Annotated in this window: 1 rRNA gene; it reads left to right on the forward strand. The window is 55.6% G+C overall.

Features of this window, described 5'->3' with window-relative positions:
• Positions 1–1,312, forward strand: a 23S ribosomal RNA gene (locus BM036_RS19675); the annotation flags it as partial.
• Positions 1,313–1,357 lie beyond the last annotated feature (45 nt).

Consider the following 1,357-nt stretch of genomic DNA (forward strand, 5'->3'; position numbering starts at 1 on the left):
CGGGACCGTACCCCAAACCGACACAGGTGGTCAGGGTGAGAATCCCAAGGCGCTTGAGAGAACTCGGGTAAAGGAACTAGGCAAAATGGTGCCGTAACTTCGGGAGAAGGCACGCCGGCGTGTACGTGAAGCCCCTGCGGGTGGAGCGGAAGCCGGTCGAAGATACCAGGCCCCTGCGACTGTTTATTAAAAACACAGCACTGTGCTAACACGAAAGTGGACGTATACGGTGTGACGCCTGCCCGGTGCCGGAAGGTTAATTGATGGGGTTAGCGCTTGCGCGAAGCTCTTGATCGAAGCCCCGGTAAACGGCGGCCGTAACTATAACGGTCCTAAGGTAGCGAAATTCCTTGTCGGGTAAGTTCCGACCTGCACGAATGGCGTAACGATGGGGGCGCTGTCTCTACCCGAGACTCAGTGAAATTGAAATCGCCGTGAAGATGCGGTGTATCCGCGGCTAGACGGAAAGACCCCGTGAACCTTTACTATAGCTTCACAGTGAACTTTGAGCATGCTTGTGTAGGATAGCTGGGAGGCTTTGAAACCCGGACGCCAGTTCGGGTGGAGCCAACCTTGAAATACCAGCCTGGCCTGTTTGAGGTTCTAACTTGGTCCCCTGATCGGGGATGAGGACACTGTGTGGTGGGTAGTTTGACTGGGGCGGTCTCCTCCCAAAGCGTAACGGAGGAGCACAAAGGTGGGCTAAGCACGGTCGGACATCGTGCGGTTAGTGTAATGGCACAAGCCCGCTTGACTGCGAGACAGACACGTCGAGCAGGTGCGAAAGCAGGTCATAGTGATCCGGTGGTTCTGTATGGAAGGGCCATCGCTCAACGGATAAAAGGTACTCCGGGGATAACAGGCTGATACCGCCCAAGAGTTCACATCGACGGCGGTGTTTGGCACCTCGATGTCGGCTCATCACATCCTGGGGCTGAAGCCGGTCCCAAGGGTATGGCTGTTCGCCATTTAAAGTGGTACGCGAGCTGGGTTTAGAACGTCGTGAGACAGTTCGGTCCCTATCTGCCGTGGACGTTGGAGATTTGAGGAAAGCTGCTCCTAGTACGAGAGGACCGGAGTGGACGAACCTCTGGTGTTCGGGTTGTCACGCCAGTGGCATTGCCCGGTAGCTATGTTCGGACAGGATAACCGCTGAAAGCATCTAAGCGGGAAGCCCCTTCCAAGATGAGATCTCCCCGAGGCCTCGAGCCTCCTGAAGAGCCGTTCAAGACCAGGACGTTGATAGGCCGGGTGTGTAAGCGCTGCGAGGCGTTGAGCTAACCGGTACTAATTGCTCGTGCGGCTTGACTATATAACACCCAAGACAATTGCTACAGACAACTGCGATAACCTTGAT

It is taken from the genome of Marinobacter segnicrescens (assembly GCF_900111555.1).
GTDB classification, from domain to species: Bacteria; Pseudomonadota; Gammaproteobacteria; order Pseudomonadales; family Oleiphilaceae; genus Marinobacter; species Marinobacter segnicrescens.